This window comes from Stappia albiluteola (genome assembly GCF_014050225.1).
Taxonomy (GTDB): Bacteria; Pseudomonadota; Alphaproteobacteria; order Rhizobiales; family Stappiaceae; genus Hongsoonwoonella; species Hongsoonwoonella albiluteola.
Genome location: NZ_JACFXV010000067.1, coordinates 30,066 through 45,189 on the forward strand (window position 1 = coordinate 30,066; position 15,124 = coordinate 45,189).

Here is a 15,124-nt window from a genome sequence, read left to right on the forward strand (position 1 = left end):
TAAACGTACCGCCAAAGTCTACGAAATCAACCCCAGCTGGGGAAAAATGCAAATCATCAGAAATGCCTGTGCATTAATAACGATTACGCCTCGCCAGGCGCGCGTGCAGATTGGCGCCTGGTGCATGATTATCTAACGAACGCCCGACAATGTACCTTACACTACACATTGCTGTCTGGGAATTCGGATTTTCGTCTTCTCATGAAATCAGTAAGCGCCTCGTCTATACTTTCATTCAGAGCGGGTGCTTCGTAACTTTCAAGCATAGTCTTCCAGCGTTTATTGGCGCGCTGAGCCGCGTCCAGGCTGCCGTCGGCCAGCCACTGCTCGTAGGAGTTGTTGTCGGCGATCTCCGAGCGGAAGAAGGCCTGCTCGAAATTGCGCTGGGTGTGCGCGGCGCCAAGGAAGTGCCCGCCGGGGCCGACCTCCTGGAGCGCGTCCATCGCCTGGGCTTCCTGCGAAAGGTCGATGCCGTTGGCGAGCACGTGCATCATGCCGAGCTGGTCCGCATCGAGCACGAATTTCTCGTAGGACGAGCACAGTCCGCCCTCCAGCCAGCCGGCCGCATGAAGGCAGAAATTCACGCCCGATAGGACCGTCGCGGTGATGGTCTGGGCCGATTCCTGGGCGGATTGCGCATCCGGCACTTTGGAAGACGTGAATGAGCCGCCCGAGCGGAAGGGCAGGTTGAGCCTGCGGGCGAGCTTCGCTGCGCCGTTCAGCAGCAACGTGCCTTCCGGCGAGCCGAAGGTGGGGGCGCCCGACTGCATCGAGATCGAGGAGACGAAGGCGCCGAACACGACGGGCGCACCCGGCCTGATGAGCTGCGTCAATGCGCAGCCGGTGAGCGCCTCCGCCAGCACCTGCGACAGTGTGCCGGCGACGGTTACCGGGCTCATTGCGCCGGCAAGGATGAAAGGCGAGACGATGCAGGCCTGGTTGGCCGCGGCATAGACCTTCAGCGCGCCCAGCATCGTGCCATCGAAGACGAGCGGCGAATTGGCGTTGATGAGCTGGATCATCACGCAATTGGCATCGACGAATTCGCGCCCGAAGACGAGCCGTGCCATCTCCACGGAATCTTCCGCGCGCTCCGCCGCCGTCACCGAGCCCATGAAAGGTTTGTCGGAATATTTGATATGGGAGTAGACCATATCGAAATGGCGCTTGTTGACCGGCAGGTCCACCGGCTCGCACACGGTACCGCCCGAATGGTGCATCCAGGGCGAGGCATAGGAGAGCTTCACGAAATTGCGGAAATCCTCGATCGTGCCGTAGCGTCGGCCCCGATCGAGATCGGTAACGAATGGTGGTCCGTAAACGGGCGCGAATACCAGGTTCTTGCCGCCGATTTCGACATTGCGGGCCGGATTGCGGGCGTGCTGGGTGAATTGCGACGGTGCGGTCTTGACGATATCTCGCAGCATGCCTTTCGGGAAGCGCACGCGCAGGCCGGAGACGTCGGCGCCGGCTTCTTTCCAGATATTCAGCGTTTCCGGATCGTCGCGGAATTCGATGCCGATTTCCTGCAGGATCGTATCCGCATTGGCCTCGATGATCTCGAGCCCTTCGTCGGTCAGGAAATCGATGACCGGGATATTGCGGGTTATGTAGGGGCGTCCGAGCGATCCGTGGCCGCCTTCACGCTGCTCTCGCCTGGCCGCCCGGCCGCGACGCAAGCTGCGCGCCTCCTGTTCCGTCATTCTTTTTGGTCCTTGCCCTGGGCAGTTATGAAAAAGTCGGTTTACTGTGCTCCCGATGCCTGGGGAGATAAGGCGCGAAAGCGGCGTCGCCTTACCCAAAAACGTCATGCCGGCGGCGCCGCGAAGCCGGTGCCCATGCCGCGTTGACGATACTTCCTGTCGCCCCGTGGTGGTCGGCCGGTCGCTCCGTTTCCTAGGCTTGCGGGAAATTCAGGGAGACGGCGTTCCGGCTTCGGGGCGGTCAGCGAGGAAAATGGCGATGAAGAGTCATGCGCGTGTGGTGGTGGTCGGTGGCGGCGTTGTCGGCGTTTCCACGCTCTACCATCTCGTGAAGAAGGGCTGGTCGGACGTTGTGCTGATCGAGCGCAAGGAACTGACCTCAGGCTCGACGTGGCATGCCGCCGGCCTGCTGCCGCTCTTCAACATGAGCTACTCGGTCGGCCAGATCCACAAGTACTCGGTCAATCTCTACGGCAGGCTGGAGGAGGAAACCGGCCAGCATGTCGGTTTGCGGCAGGTCTCCAACATCCGTCTAGCGCGCACGAAAGACCGCTGGGACGAGTACATGTACTATGCCGGCGTTGCGGAGACGATCGGCGTCAAGCTGAACGTGCTCACGCCCGAGCAGGTGAAGGAAGTCTGGCCGCTTTGCGAAACGGACGGTCTTCTCGGCGCGATCCAGCACCCGGATGACGGCTATGTGCAGCCGGCCGACCTCACCCAGGCGTTCGCGAAGGGCGCCCGCGCGGGAGGTGCCGAGATCTACCGCTACACCACGGTGACCGCGATAACGCAGAAGCCGAATGGCGAATGGGTCGTGTCCACCGACAAGGGGGACATCACCTGCGAGCATGTGGTCTCGGCGACCGGCAACTTCGCCCGCAAGACCGGCGAAATGGTGGGCCTCGACGTGCCGGTGATCCCGGTCGAGCATCAGTACATCGTGACCGAACCGCATCCGGCGATCGTCGCGCGGCAGAAAGCCGGCCTGCCGGAAATGGGCGTGCTGCGCGAGAGCGATTCCTCCTGGTACATGCGCGAGGAAAATGGCGGCCTGCTGCTTGGACCTTACGAGGTTGGCGCACCCTGTTGCTATGTCGACGCTCCCACGGACGACAGCGAATACGAGCTGTTCCAGGAGGATCTGGAGCGCCTCGAGCCGCATATCGAGACCGCGATCGCGCGCGTGCCGGCTTTCGGCGAGGTGGGTGTCAAGAAGGTCTACAACGGCGCCATCGCCTATACGCCGGACGGCTCGCCGATCATCGGACCGGCGTGGGATCTGAAGAACTTCTGGCTCAATGAAGGCCATTCCTTCGGCGTGACGGCTGCGGGCGGCGCCGGCTGGCAGCTTGCGGAATGGATCGTCGAGGGCGAGCCGTCGATCGACATGATGGGCGTCGATCCGCGCCGCTTCGGCCCCTATGCGTCGCGCGGCTATCTGAAGACGAAGAACGAGGAGGCCTATGCCAACGTCTTCACGGTCCACTACCCGGACGAGGAGCGTCCGGCGGGCAGGCCGCTGAAGCAGGCGCCGTGCTACGACCGCATGAAGGCGCTCGGCGCGGTCTTCGGCACGGTCTACGGCTGGGAGCGCCCGAACTGGTTCGCGCCCAAGGATCTGGCACTGACGGAGGCGGATCTTCAGAGCCCCGACGTGCTGCTGAACCACAATCATTCGCCGGCCCTGGCCGACGGCCGCATCGTCGAGAAATACTCCTTCCGCCGTTCCAACTATTTCGAGCATGTGGGTAATGAATGCCGGCATGTTCATGAAAAGGTTGGGCTTCTCGATATGTCGGCCTTCGCCAAGTGCCTGATCAGCGGACCGGGCGCGGCGCAATGGCTCGACCGGATCCTCGCCAATCGCATCCCGAAGAAGATCGGCCGCATCGGCCTGTGCCACCTTCTGACAAAACAGGGCGGCGTCCGCAGCGAGTTCACCGTCTACAAGACCGGGCCGCAAAGCTTCTACCTGGTGTCGGCCGGAGCTTTCGAGCGCCACGACCATGACACGCTTCAAAAGCTCCTGCCGGCGGACGGTTCGGTGAGGATGGTGCCGATAACAACGGCTTACGGCGTGCTGGTTCTGGCCGGACCTCGTTCGCGGGATGTGCTGCGGAAGCTGACGGATGCCGACCTTTCGAACAAGGCCTTCCCGTGGCTGTCGGGGCAGCGCATCAGCGTTGGCCATGCGGTGGCGGATGTGCTGCGCGTCAACTTCGTCGGCGAGCTTGGCTACGAGTTGCATCATCCGGTCGAGATGCAGAATGCGCTCTTCGACGCGATCATGGCGGCCGGCGAGGAGTTTGATATCCGTCCTTTCGGCATCAGGGCGATGGATTCCATGCGCCTAGAAAAATCCTACCGGTTGATCCCCCGCGAGCTCTCCATCGAATATTCCGCGCTGGAATCCGGCCTCGAGCGCTTCGTGCGTCTCGACAAGGAGTATTTCCTCGGCAAGCAGGGGCTGCTCGACTGGCATGAGCGCGGATTCACCTGGGGCTTCGTGACGCTGGAGGTTCATGGCGTGACCGATGCCGACGCGCGCGGCAACGAAGCGATCTACCGGAATGGAGAACTGGTCGGGCGCGCGACATCGGGTGGCTATGGCTGGCGCGTTGGCAAGAGCCTTGCCCTGGCCATGGTACGTCAGGATCTGGTCGAGCCAGGCGCCGAATTCGATATCAAGATCCTCGGTAAGCTGCACAAGGCGACGGTCGTTCCGGAAAGCCCTTTCGATCCGGAAAACGAGGCGTTGCGGGCCTGATCGGGCGGTTCCGCCCGATCTTCGAAAACTTTTCCGCTCCGGATGGAAAGATCGCAATGCCGGTGCTTTCCATCCGGACATTTCCGGCTATACGTCTGCGGAAAATCTTTCAATTCGACACCACTGCGTTTCGGCCGGCGCGCGAAAGCGGGCTGATCCTTCAGCGGGTGGTGCGACGGAGGCGTTCTTGCCCTCGATTCAGGAACTGTTGCGGGAGAAGGGTACGCTTCTCGCCGACGGAGCGACAGGCACGAACCTGTTCGCCGTAGGCCTTGCGTCCGGCAATCCGCCGGAGGAGTGGAACGTCACCGAGCCGGACAAGGTGAAGGCGTTGCACCGTTCCTTCGTGGAAGCCGGCGCCGATATCATCCTGACCAATACGTTCGGTGCCAATCGGCATCGCCTCAAGCTGCATCGCTTCGAAGGTCGCGTTCGAGAGTTCAACGAGGCCGGCGTGGCGCTTGCGCGGGAAGTCGTTGCCGAGGCGGGGCGTCCGGTCGTCATCGCCGGTTCGGTCGGACCGACCGGAGAGCTTTTCGCTCCGCTTGGCCAGTTGACCTATGACGGGGCCGTCGAGGCCTTTCGCGAGCAGATCGAGGCCCTGAAACAGGCGGGGGCCGATGTCGCCTGGGCCGAAACCATGTCGGCACCCGAGGAGATGAAGGCCGCGGCCGAGGCCGCGGCTTCCGTCGGCATGCCTTTCGCCGTGACTGCAAGCTTCGATACTGCCGGCAAGACGATGATGGGGCTTTCGCCGAAGGGTATGGGCAGTCTTTCCTCGGACTTTGCCTGCGAACCGGTCGCTCTCGGCTCGAATTGCGGTGTCGGTGCCTCCGACCTGCTGGCAGCCGTGCTCGAGATCACAGAGGCCTATCCGGATGCCGTGGTCATCGCCAAGGCCAATTGCGGCATCCCGGAAATCCGTGGCGGCGACGTGGTCTATACCGGGACGCCGGACCTGATGGCACGCTATGTCCATCTGGCGATGGATGCCGGCGTGAGGATCATCGGCGGCTGTTGCGGGACCTCGCCGCAGCATGTCGCGGCAATGCGGCATGCCATGGACACGCACCAGCCGGAAGGGCGCCCGGACGTGTCGCGGATCGTTGCCGAGATCGGGCCGTTGGTTGCCCCGCCGCGTCTCGTTGGCGATGAGCCTGTGGAGAGACGGAACCGGCGGCGGCGAGGTTAGAAGCTACAAGCATTCACGAATTTGTCGCCTTGCCGACATTGCAATGCAGCAACGATCTGGTCTAACAGGGCTTAAGCTATTCCGGCCGGGGTCAAGCCCGGTCGTATCCCGATCCGGCACCGTACCGGATTCTTCCCACCATACCAGCCGCCGCGCCGGGATCTCCCAGTCCCGTGGTCGCGGCCGTCTGTTCTGGAGAGTTCATGTTTTCACTTCACGCCTATCGGAACGAATGGTTCGGCAATGTGCGCGCCGACCTCCTTTCCGGGCTCGTCGTCGCCCTTGCGCTGATTCCCGAAGCCATCGCCTTCTCCATTATTGCGGGGGTCGATCCGAAGGTCGGCCTCTATGCCTCGTTCTCCATCGCCGTGATCACCGCGATTGCCGGCGGCAGGCCCGGCATGATCTCGGCGGCGACCGCCGCCACAGCCGTTCTGATGGTGACGCTGGTGAAGGAGCATGGGCTGCAGTATTTGCTGGCAGCCACCGTGCTCGCCGGCTTCCTGCAGATCGGCGCGGGATTGCTGCGGCTTGGCCAATTGATGCGCTTCGTATCGCGCTCGGTGATGACCGGCTTCGTCAACGCGCTCGCCATCCTGATATTTCTCGCACAGGTGCCGGAACTGATCGGCGTTCCCTGGTTGACCTATGTGATGGTGGCCGCCGGCCTCGCGATCATCTACCTCTTTCCTTATGTAACCAGGGCTATTCCGTCGCCGCTTGTCTGCATTCTCGTGCTGACGGCGGTCGCGATCGGCTTCGGCCTCGATCTGCGCACGGTTGGCGATATGGGCGAACTTCCGTCCACGCTGCCGGTCTTCCTCGTTCCGCAGATCCCGCTGACTTTCGAAACGCTGACGATCATCCTGCCGTATTCGGCCGCGGTTGCTGCCGTCGGCCTGCTTGAATCGCTGATGACCGCCTCCATCGTCGACGAGTTCACCGACACGCTGAGCGACAAGAATCAGGAATGCATCGGCCAGGGCATCGCCAACGCCGCCACCGGCTTCATCGGCGGTATGGCGGGTTGCGCCATGATCGGCCAGTCGATGATCAATGTGAAGTCCGGCGGACGCGGCCGGTTGTCGACTTTTGCCGCAGGTGTCCTGCTTCTCTTCCTCATCGTCGTGCTGGGCGACTGGGTGCGGCAGATCCCGATGGCAGCCCTCGTCGCGGTGATGATCATGGTGTCGGTCGGCACCTTCAATTGGGCGTCGATCCGCAATCTCAGGCAACACCCGCGCTCGTCGTCGCTGGTGATGCTGGCGACGGTCGCCTGCGTGGTGATCACGCATAATCTGGCGATTGGCGTTCTGGTCGGCGTGCTTCTGTCCGGTATCTTCTTTGCCGGCAAGATCGCGCGGATCTTCCAGGTGCGGTCGGATCTCTCGACGGACGGCAAGACCCGGACTTATGTGGTGGAAGGGCAGCTATTCTTCGCATCGGTCGAGGATTTCAGCGCGGCCTTCGATTTCAGGGAACAGCTCGAAGGGGTGAAGATCGACGTCAGTCGCGCCCATATCTGGGACATCTCCAGTGTTGCCGCGCTCGACGCGATCGTCCTGAAGTTCCGCCGCGAAGGCATCGCGGTGGAAGTCGTCGGATTGAATGAAGCAAGCGAGACGATCGTCGACAGGCTTGCCATCTACGACAAGCCGGGCGCGCCCGAACGCGCCATGGGGCACTGACAGGGCTATCGCCGCTTCGGGATAACTCCCCGGAGCGGCGCTCTAAGCGGCCGGGGATATTAGGCGCGGCGCCTGCGGCGCCGGCCTGATCCGGCTCCGTCGCTGCCATCGACGGCTTCGGCGTCACGAGGCGCGGGCAGGGGCACTGTCTTGCGCAATTCGGTGAAAGGATCGACTTTGTTCGGCAGCGCCATGGCGTTGACGAAATGCTCCTGGAAGCGCGGTTCCATGGCGGTCTCGATCTTCTCGATCTCCCGCACGACGCGCTCGATCTCCCGCCGCTTGCCCCGGTTGATCAGCGCGATCCGCGCACCGGTGCCGGCCGCGTTGCCGACGCTTGCCACCTGGTCGAGATCGCAATCGGGGATCAGGCCCAGCACCATTGCGTATTTTGTGTCGATATAGCTGCCGAAGGCACCCGCGAGCCTGATACGCTCGATCGGCGCGCCGCCGAGCTTGTCCTGAAGCAGCTTCACGCCGGCATAGAGGGCGGCCTTGGCGAGCTGGATCGAACGGATGTCGGTCTGCCGGATGGTGATCGGCGTCGTGTGATCCGTGACGTGATAGGCAAAGGTGCGGCCTGCCTGCACGATACGGTGACTGCGGCTTGCTGCCGAGCCGTCGATCAGTCCGTCCTGCGTCAGGACGCCGGCGAGGAAGAGCTCGGCTACGGCCTCGATGATCCCCGAGCCGCAAATGCCGGTCACGCCGACCGCCTCGACCGCTTCCGCAAATCCTTCCTCGTCGGACCACTGATCGACGCCGATCACCTTGAAGCGCGGTTCAAGCGTCTGCGGGTCGATGCGGATGCGTTCTATGGCGCCGGGAGCCGCGCGCTGTCCGCAGGAAATTTCGGCGCCTTCGAAGGCCGGGCCGGTAGGCGAACTGGCGGCAAGCAGCCGGTGTCTGTCGCCGAGGATGATTTCCGCGTTGGTGCCGATATCGACAAGCAGGGTCAACGGCTCGGCTTCATGCGGCTGCACTGCGAGCGTTGCGGCGGCTGCATCCGCGCCGACATGGCCCGCAATGCAGGGGAGGACATAGACCCTTGCGCCGGTGTTCAATTCGAGGTCGAGGTCGGCGGCGCGGGATTGAACCGCATCGGAGACGGCAAGGGCGAAGGGAGCTCCGCCAAGTTCCGTCGGGTCGATGCCGAGGAACAGGTGGTGCATGATCGGATTGCCGACGAAGACGGTGTCCAGAATATCGCCGCGCTCCGCCCCGACATCGGCCACGAGCTTGCCGACCAGCGCGTTGATGGCCTCGCGCACGGTGCGGGTCAGGTCCGGCAGGCGCTGCGGGTTCATCTGCACATAGGACACCCGCGACATCAGGTCTTCGCCGAAGCGGATTTGCGGATTGGACGTGCCGGCGGACGTGACCGTCCTGCCGCTGACGAGGTCGCAAAGATGGGCGGCAATCGTCGTCGAGCCGATATCGACGGCAAGGCCGTATACGGTGTATTTGGCGCCCGGCCAGATCGCGACGACGACGGGCGGTGCGGCATCGTCCTGCCAGATCGCGGCCGTCACGCTCCAGTTTCCGGTACGCAAGACCGACTGCACCGTGGAAAGCAGCCGGGGTTCGATCGCGAGCGCGCTTTCTCCGGTCTTGGCCTTCAGCCGGTCGAGCAGGCGATCCGCGTCTCCTCGCGGATTTTCCATATCCGGTTCGTCGACGACGACGCGTACCAGCTGGACGGCGCTGTTGACCTCGACCGTCACGTTTTCGGCGCGCTTGCGCACGACCTGGCGGTTCATTTGCGCTTCGGTCGGGATATCGACGACGAGATCGCCTTCGATCGTCGCCTGGCAGGAAAGGCGGCGCGAGGCCGCCATGTCGCGCAGGCTGCGGTATCGCGTCTCGATTTCCGTCGCGCCGCCAAGATGGGCGTCGGACGAAACGATGCCCTCCTTGGCGAAGGTTCCCTCCGAGACGCTGATCTGGCAGCGGCCGCAAATGCCGCGACCGCCGCAAACCGATTCCACATAGACGCCGAGCGAGCGCGCGGCATCGAGCACCGGCGTTCCGACCGGGAACGTGCCGCGCCGTCCGCTTGGCTGGAAGACAACTTTTGCCATTTTCTGGCTGGCGTTCATTTAGGTCTTCATCCCTCAGGCGCTTGCACGCCGCCGGCCCTCGCGTCCGCCGCGCCGCCTGGCACCTGCACTGTCCGCAGCCGGCACCGCAGAGACACCGGCCACCGGCGAATGGTCGCGATAGGTCATGATCCAATTGTAGCAGTTGGCGTCATTTCCGGTCAGCACGTTGGCGGCCCGCACCATCTCCATCTCCTGGGGACGGCAGGGGTTCATGATCGCGCTGGTCATGCCGGAAGCGATGACCATCGGGATGAAGGCGGCATTGATGCCGTGGCGGTGCGGCAGGCCAAAGGAGATGTTCGACAGGCCGCAGGTCGTATTGACCTTCAGTTCCTCGCGCAGGCGGCGCAGCAGGCGGAATACCTGCTGTCCGGCGGTGGCCATGGCGCCGATCGGCATGACGAGCGGGTCCACCACGATGTCATGGGCCGGGATGCCGTAGTCGGCGGCGCGCTGCACGATTTTCCGCGCCACTTCGAACCGCACGTCCGGATCCTCCGAAATGCCGGTCTCGTCGTTCGAGATGGCAACCACCGGCACGTCGTACTTCTTGACGAGCGGCAGGATCGCCTCGAGCTTCTCATCCTCACCGGTCACCGAATTGACCAGCGGTCGGCCCTTGGCGACCTTGAGCGCGGCCTCGATCGCCGCCGAGACGGAACTGTCGATCGACAACGGAACGTCCACGAGACCCTGCACGATCTGAAGTGTCTCGACCAGAAGCGGCGGTTCGGTTTCGTTCGGATTGACCGCCGTCACGCCGGCATTGACGTCGAGCATGGTGGCGCCTGCCGCGACCTGCTCCAGCGCGTCCTTGATCACGGTCTCGAAATTTCCCGCGGCCATCTCGGCGGCCAGCTTCTTGCGGCCTGTCGGATTGATGCGTTCGCCGATCACGCAAAAGGGCTGGTCGAAACCGATGGCGATTTCCTTCGTTGCCGAAGCGACGATCGTCCGCGTCATTGAGCTACCTCGTGGGTTTGGGGAGCGGCTTCACCGCAAAATGTCCAGCTGTCGCGGGCGACCAGCCATTCGGATGTCTTCTTCAGCCCGCCGAAGGGATAGACGTGGATCTGCTCCAGCTGCGTTTCGGGTCTTGCGGCGATGCGCGCTTCGAGCGGGTGCACCATCGTTTCCGGGTCGTAGCCGGACAGCATCGAGACGACGGCGCCGCCGCGCTTCTTGAGGAAGTTGATGGAGTTCTCGACCCCGGCGAAGGCCGCAAATTTCAGCAGCGTCGTCATCTTGGCGGGGCCGGCAACGCCGATGTGAACGGGGAAGCGGTTGCCCCAGCTCTCCAGCTGGTCGAGCCAGACGTTGACGGCGTGCGGGTCGAAGCCGAATTGCGTCACGATGTAGAAATGGGCATCGCTTTGCGCGGCCAACTCATGCTTGCGCATCAGGAAAGCGCGGATCGTCTCCGCCGGAATGGCAGGCGCGCCTTCCGGATGTCCCGCGACGCCGATCCGCTCGATGCCGAGTTCGTTCAGAAGGCCGGTCTCGATCAGCGCGACCGACGAGGTCAACGGACCGCTGCGCTCCGCTTCGCCGGCGATCGTCAAAACCTCACGCACGCCGGCTTCGGCAACCAGCCCGCGGATTCGACGATCGAAGGCGTCCAGCGACGGAAACCGGCGCGCCGCCAGGTGCGGTACGGGTATCAGCCCGGCCGCATGGATCCGGCGCGCGGCAAGCAGGATATCCTCCTCCGCCGCATTGCCGAGGTCGGTGAGATAGACCCGCGTCAGCCGCGGGATAACCTCCAGCACTTCCGGCTTTTCCAGCACCTGGCGGGGCGAGACCTCCGTCGAGGCTGCCATATGGCCAAACGCATTGAGGCGGGGATCGGGGAGACGGATATCAGGCATTATCGAACCCTCCAGCAGCGATCAGCGCCTTGAGGCGCTCGGCGGTATAAACGGCGTCGATTTCGGTCAGCGCCTTGTCCGCCGCCGCCTCCAGATCGCCTGCAATCTCTTCCGGGGAACCACGTCGCCATTCCGCGAGATAGGCGTCGCTGTCCTTCACTCCGACCGACATGGCGCAGCGGTCGATGGCCTGGATAAACCTCTCCGGCAGCTCGCGTCGCGCAGCCTTCCGGCCTGCCCGGACAAGGATCTGGGCCGGGATGTCGCGCCAGTAGACGATGATTCTCTCAGCCATCAGTTCGCTCCGGAATTTCCGTCATCTTGCCCGTCGCGCCTGCAATCTTCGGCTTTCAGCCGACACAGGCAGTTCCAAATGCGACGTTGCCCGTCGCGTATACTTCACGCTTCAGTATTTCTTTTCGGAAATAGATGGTTGACCGCCGGTGCGGGAAGTCTTTGTGTCCAAAAAATGCAGAGAAAGCGGCCGATCTATGCTTTCAGGCAGCCTGGGTTTGCCGGAGAAAGTCATCGAGCAGGCCGTAGCCGGTGCGTCGCTTTTCCAGTCGCAGCCCCAGACGATCCGCGGCCGCATGTGCCCGCTCGTCGAGGTCCGCGTCATCGTCCTGCGCCAGATGGAGCAGGCGGGTGTAGTGGCCGAAATAGAGATCGCGGAGCTCTGGATAGACGTCGAGACCGAGCGGCCGGATAACCAGCGTTTCGAAATGGCGGGCAAGGAAGTCGGTCAGGTAAAACGTCCCAAGCTCGCTCTCCTCCTCGGCCGCAAAGGCCTCGATACCGGTATAGAAGGCATAGCAATGCGCGCCTTCAATGCGCTCTACGCCTTCCTCGGCAACGACCTTGTCAAGCTGCCCGCCGGTGCCGCAGTCGCCGTAGCCGACCAGCACCTTGCCATAGGTGCTCTTGGCGGCTCGCACCGCGGCGCGGACGGCTTCCGGTATCTTTTCGGGTCGATTGTGCAGTTGAGCCGGCAGGCACTGCAGGTCGACATGCGAAAGGCCGTTCTTCGCGATGACCGCGAGGCATTCCCGCGCCAGCGCGCCGCAGGCGATGATGAGCACGCGTCCGGCCGCATCCCCCGAAAGGGGGACCGTTCCGTCGGGTAGAGGGGCTGGCCAGACCTGCGCGGTCATCTCGAACTACGCTCCCCTGGCAAGCTGATTGTGCTTGCGCGCAATCAGGTCCTTGGCCATTTCCACCGTCACCGCCGCATCGCGGCAATAGGCGTCGGCGCCGATTGCCTGGCCGAACTCCTCGTTCAGCGGCGCGCCGCCCACCATGACGATGTATTTGTCGCGAATACCCTTCTCGATCATCGCGTCGATAACGACCTTCATGTAGGGCATCGTGGTGGTCAGAAGCGCCGACATGCCGACGATGTCCGGCTGGTGCTCCTCGATCGCCGCAAGGTAGTTCTCGACCGGATTGTTGATGCCAAGGTCGATCACCTCGAAGCCGGCGCCTTCCATCATCATGGAAACCAGGTTCTTGCCGATGTCGTGGATGTCGCCCTTCACCGTGCCGATGATCATCTTGCCGACCTTGGGCGCGCCGGTTTCGGCAAGCAACGGCCGCAGGAGACCCATGCCGGCCTTCATGGCATTGGCGGATAGCAGGACTTCCGGCACGAAAAGAATGCCGTCCCGGAAGTCGATGCCGACGATACGCATGCCTTCCACCAGCGCCTCGGTCAGCACCCTGTAGGGCGTCCATCCTCGCTCGAGCAGGATTTCCACGCCTTCGACGATCTCGTCCTTGAGACCGTCATAGAGATCGTCGTGCATCTGCTCGACGAGTTCCTCGTCGGAAAGGGACCTGAGATCGAGATCGTCTTCGGACATTCAACACTCCATGAGCGTCGATCGATTCCCTACGGCGGCCAATTGACCTGGCCGGGTCGCAAGTATTCGTTCGCGCCTCTTAAAGCCACGTTGTTTAAAATCACTCTGAAGATGAGGAAGCCTTCCGGATGTCTTTAAAACGACACGGCAGGTCGTGCCTGCGACAAGTAACCGGCGATGGCAACAGGGAGGAACGCAATGGCCGGCGGAGAGCGGTAGCCCAAGCCGCCGGCCATGCTTTCGGCAAGCCTAGAAGAGGCCTTCGATCTGGCCCCGCTCGTCCAGCCTGATCTGGTTGGCCGAGGGTATTTTCGGCAGGCCCGGCATCGTCATGATCTCACCGCAGATGACCACGATGAAGCCGGCGCCGGCCGAAAGCCTGACCTCGCGAATCGGAACGATATGCCCGGTCGGCGCGCCGCGAAGGTTCGGATCCGTCGAGAAGGAATATTGCGTCTTTGCCATGCAGATCGGCAGGTGGCCGAAACCGTCGGCCGACCACTTCTTGAGCTGGTCGCGGATCGATTTGTCGGCGGCAGCGTCGTCGGCGCGGTAGATGCGCCGGCAGATTGTCTGGATCTTCTCAAAAAGCGGCATGTCGTCGCCATAGAGCGGGGCGAATTGGGCCGCGCCGCTTTCGGCCAGTTGCACGACCTTGCGCGCCAAGGCCTCCGTGCCCGCCGATCCGTCGGCCCAGTGCGTGCAAAGCACCGCTTCGACACCGTGCGTGGCCGCATATTCCTTCACCGCCGCGATTTCTGCTTCGGTATCGCCGGTGAAGTGATTGATGGCCACGACAACCGGCACGCCGAACTGTTTGACGTTGTCGATGTGACGACCAAGATTGGCGCAGCCCTTTTTCAGCGCGGCGACGTTTTCAGCCTTGAGATCCTCGCGGGCGACACCGCCATTCATCTTGAGCGCACGCACGGTAGCCACGATGACGGCGGCGGACGGCTGCAGGCCGGCCTTGCGGCACTTGATGTCGAAGAATTTCTCCGCGCCCAGATCGGCGCCGAAGCCCGCCTCGGTCACTACATAATCGGCAAGCTTCAGTGCCGTGCGCGTCGCGATCACCGAATTGCAGCCATGCGCGATATTGGCGAAGGGGCCGCCGTGGATGAAGGCCGGATTGTTCTCCAGCGTTTGCACCAGGTTCGGCTGCATCGCCTCCTTCAGCAGCACGGTCATGGCGCCGTCGGCTTCCAGGTCCCGGGCGGTGATGGCGGTGCGGTCGCGCCGGTAGCCGATGATGATGTCGCCGAGACGCCGCTGCAGGTCCGCGAGATCGTGCGACAGGCAGAGGATCGCCATGATCTCGGAGGCGACCGTGATGTCGAAACCGGCTTCGGCAGGGAAACCGTTCGCCACGCCGCCAAGCGACGTAACGATCTGGCGAAGGGCCCGGTCGTTCATGTCCATCACCCGGCGCCAGGTAATTCGCCGCTGGTCGATCCCGAGCGCATTGCCCCAGTAGATGTGATTGTCGATCAGGGCGGAGAGCAGATTGTGCGCCGAGGTGATGGCGTGGAAGTCGCCTGTGAAATGGAGGTTGATGTCCTCCATCGGCACCACCTGGGCATGGCCGCCGCCCGCCGCGCCGCCTTTCATGCCGAAACACGGGCCGAGAGACGGTTCGCGCAGGCAGATCGCGGCCTTCTTGCCGATCCGGTTCAACCCGTCGCCAAGGCCCACCGTCGTCGTCGTCTTGCCTTCGCCCGCCGGCGTCGGATTGATTGCGGTGACCAGAACAAGCTTGCCGTCAGGACGGCCGTCGAGCGACGCGATGAAATCGGCCCGGACCTTGGCCTTGGTCGACCCGTAGTTCTCCAGTGCGTCCTGCGGGATGCCGAGCTTTTCTCCGATCTCCGAGATCGGTCGCATCTTTGCCGCGCGGGCGATTTCAATGTCGCTTGCCATGTGCTGTCTCCCTGCCGGCGCC

The 15,124-nt window shown here is 63.1% G+C and carries 11 protein-coding genes; 3 read left to right on the forward strand and 8 right to left on the reverse strand.

Translation table 11 applies throughout. The features are described from left to right. Positions 1 to 161: 161 nt before the first annotated feature. Positions 162 to 1,703, reverse strand: coding sequence for a trimethylamine methyltransferase family protein (locus H2509_RS19610; RefSeq protein ID WP_182168168.1), 1,542 nt, complete (start codon positions 1,701 to 1,703; stop codon positions 162 to 164). Between the two features lie 259 nt (positions 1,704 to 1,962). Here H2509_RS19610 and H2509_RS19615 point away from each other — a divergent pair, with 259 nt between their 5' ends. The 3 genes from H2509_RS19615 to H2509_RS19625 all read left to right on the forward strand — a co-directional run bounded on the left by H2509_RS19615 (position 1,963) and on the right by H2509_RS19625 (position 7,353). Continuing rightward, complete coding sequence (locus tag H2509_RS19615) at positions 1,963 to 4,473, forward strand: GcvT family protein (protein WP_182168169.1); 2,511 nt, start codon at positions 1,963 to 1,965, stop codon at positions 4,471 to 4,473. 187 nt (positions 4,474 to 4,660) lie between these two features. Beyond that, the gene (bmt, locus tag H2509_RS19620; protein ID WP_182168170.1) at positions 4,661 to 5,665 is read left to right on the forward strand and encodes a betaine--homocysteine S-methyltransferase; all 1,005 of its coding nucleotides are present in this window, start codon (positions 4,661 to 4,663) and stop codon (positions 5,663 to 5,665) included. 203 nt (positions 5,666 to 5,868) lie between these two features. After that, complete coding sequence (locus H2509_RS19625) at positions 5,869 to 7,353, forward strand: SulP family inorganic anion transporter (RefSeq protein ID WP_182168171.1); 1,485 nt, start codon at positions 5,869 to 5,871, stop codon at positions 7,351 to 7,353. A 59-nt stretch (positions 7,354 to 7,412) separates the two neighbouring features. Here the strand turns inward: H2509_RS19625 and H2509_RS19630 are convergent, their stop codons facing one another. From H2509_RS19630 to H2509_RS19660, 7 genes are all read right to left on the reverse strand, one after another. Continuing rightward, on the reverse strand, positions 7,413 to 9,452 hold the full coding sequence (locus H2509_RS19630) for an ASKHA domain-containing protein (RefSeq protein ID WP_182168172.1): 2,040 nt from the start codon (positions 9,450 to 9,452) through the stop codon (positions 7,413 to 7,415). 15 nt (positions 9,453 to 9,467) lie between these two features. Next, on the reverse strand, positions 9,468 to 10,418 hold the full coding sequence (locus H2509_RS19635; protein WP_182168173.1) for a methyltetrahydrofolate cobalamin methyltransferase: 951 nt from the start codon (positions 10,416 to 10,418) through the stop codon (positions 9,468 to 9,470). Beyond that, positions 10,415 to 11,323: a methylenetetrahydrofolate reductase gene (locus tag H2509_RS19640; protein WP_182168174.1), complete on the reverse strand. Its 909-nt coding sequence runs from the start codon at positions 11,321 to 11,323 to the stop codon at positions 10,415 to 10,417. Before H2509_RS19640 ends, H2509_RS19635 begins: the two co-directional genes overlap by 4 nt. Then, complete coding sequence (locus H2509_RS19645; RefSeq protein WP_182168175.1) at positions 11,316 to 11,618, reverse strand: virulence factor; 303 nt, start codon at positions 11,616 to 11,618, stop codon at positions 11,316 to 11,318. The genes H2509_RS19640 and H2509_RS19645 overlap by 8 nt, the downstream gene beginning before the upstream one ends. 202 nt (positions 11,619 to 11,820) lie before the next feature. Beyond that, positions 11,821 to 12,474 carry a DUF1638 domain-containing protein gene (locus H2509_RS19650; RefSeq protein WP_182168176.1) on the reverse strand — a complete coding sequence of 218 codons (654 nt, stop codon included), beginning with the start codon at positions 12,472 to 12,474 and terminating at the stop codon, positions 11,821 to 11,823. Between the two features lie 6 nt (positions 12,475 to 12,480). Further along, the gene (locus H2509_RS19655) at positions 12,481 to 13,182 is read right to left on the reverse strand and encodes a corrinoid protein (RefSeq protein WP_182168177.1); all 702 of its coding nucleotides are present in this window, start codon (positions 13,180 to 13,182) and stop codon (positions 12,481 to 12,483) included. Positions 13,183 to 13,431: 249 nt separating this feature from the next. After that, positions 13,432 to 15,102, reverse strand: a complete 1,671-nt coding sequence (locus tag H2509_RS19660; RefSeq protein WP_182168178.1) for a formate--tetrahydrofolate ligase — start codon at positions 15,100 to 15,102, stop codon at positions 13,432 to 13,434. Between the last annotated feature and the right edge of the window lie 22 nt (positions 15,103 to 15,124).

Coding starts and splice junctions, on each gene's coding strand:
- H2509_RS19610 (WP_182168168.1), bottom strand. CDS start 1,703: ATGACGGAACAGGAGGCGCGCAGCTTGCGTCGCGGCCGGGCGGCCAGG.
- H2509_RS19615 (WP_182168169.1), top strand. CDS start 1,963: ATGAAGAGTCATGCGCGTGTGGTGGTGGTCGGTGGCGGCGTTGTCGGC.
- H2509_RS19625 (WP_182168171.1), top strand. CDS start 5,869: ATGTTTTCACTTCACGCCTATCGGAACGAATGGTTCGGCAATGTGCGC.
- H2509_RS19630 (WP_182168172.1), bottom strand. CDS start 9,452: ATGAACGCCAGCCAGAAAATGGCAAAAGTTGTCTTCCAGCCAAGCGGA.
- H2509_RS19635 (WP_182168173.1), bottom strand. CDS start 10,418: ATGACGCGGACGATCGTCGCTTCGGCAACGAAGGAAATCGCCATCGGT.
- H2509_RS19640 (WP_182168174.1), bottom strand. CDS start 11,323: ATGCCTGATATCCGTCTCCCCGATCCCCGCCTCAATGCGTTTGGCCAT.
- H2509_RS19645 (WP_182168175.1), bottom strand. CDS start 11,618: ATGGCTGAGAGAATCATCGTCTACTGGCGCGACATCCCGGCCCAGATC.
- H2509_RS19650 (WP_182168176.1), bottom strand. CDS start 12,474: ATGACCGCGCAGGTCTGGCCAGCCCCTCTACCCGACGGAACGGTCCCC.
- H2509_RS19655 (WP_182168177.1), bottom strand. CDS start 13,182: ATGTCCGAAGACGATCTCGATCTCAGGTCCCTTTCCGACGAGGAACTC.
- H2509_RS19660 (WP_182168178.1), bottom strand. CDS start 15,102: ATGGCAAGCGACATTGAAATCGCCCGCGCGGCAAAGATGCGACCGATC.